Source organism: Synechococcus sp. R55.7, from assembly GCF_047461955.1.
Lineage (GTDB): Bacteria > Cyanobacteriota > Cyanobacteriia > Thermostichales > Thermostichaceae > Thermostichus.
On record NZ_JANSIC010000427.1, the window covers coordinates 1 to 843 of the forward strand.

General features: G+C 54.3%; 2 protein-coding genes. Both read left to right on the forward strand.

Annotated elements, in window-relative coordinates:
* The first annotated feature begins 31 nt into the window (after positions 1–31).
* On the forward strand, positions 32–376 hold the full coding sequence (locus tag NW820_RS12925) for an ArsR/SmtB family transcription factor (RefSeq protein ID WP_414407712.1): 345 nt from the start codon (positions 32–34) through the stop codon (positions 374–376).
* A gap of 247 nt (positions 377–623) precedes the next feature.
* A partial coding sequence (locus NW820_RS12930) for a hypothetical protein (protein WP_414407713.1) occupies positions 624–843 on the forward strand: 220 nt, incomplete at its 3' end.

An 843-nucleotide genomic window follows, 5' to 3' on the forward strand; every position in this document is an offset into this window, starting at 1 on the left:
AGCGCAAAACTCCTGCTACCCTGGTTGAATGATGGTTTCGTTCCTGGTTGAGGTAGAGGGGAATTTGACAGATGAGCAGGTGCGGGAGGGATTCCACGCCCTCTCTGACCCGATTCGCCTGCGCGTGCTGCAACTGCTGCAGGGGCGTGAGTTGTGTGTTTGTGATCTCTGCGAAGAGCTGAAGGTGAGCCAATCCAAGCTCTCGTTTCACCTAAAAAACCTGCGGGATGCGAAATTGGTCAATGCTCGCCAGCAGGGGCGCTGGATTTACTACAGCCTCAACCCACCCGGTTTTCAGCTCCTGCAGCATTTTTTGGATAGATTGGGGCAAGCTGGCCCTGTCAAGGCCGCAGTTCCCTGTGTGGAAGACCTCTAAGGCGCGCAGGGATCCCAAAATGTCCCTAGAAAAACTGTCGGATCCCGCCCTTGTACATTCCGAAGACGGGCTTGCTGCAACACAAGAAATTACAGATGTGAATGGTGTTCCCTGCTGGCAACCCCAGGGATCCCGGCGGGTCAACTCGGAGAAAATGAGGATCCCATCTCCTAAAATCCATCAAAGTTCCCTGACACCAGCTCCCCTGTTGCTTAGTTAGGATTGATACAAGAGAGGTGGGAACAACATGATACGTGAACAGCGAGAAGAGTTGGAACGCATCCACCGAGCACACCTGTGGAATCGCCTCAAGGAGCGGGTGAAACGCGCCCAGTTGAATCCGTCTCTGCTGGCTTTGCTGGCACGAGAGGCTTTTGAGTTGGGCTTCCCCCTTCCCTCTTTATCTGACCAACCCCAGGTCAATTCCCCTGCTGAGCAGCCCCAAGATGGAAGTCATCATCGCCGCA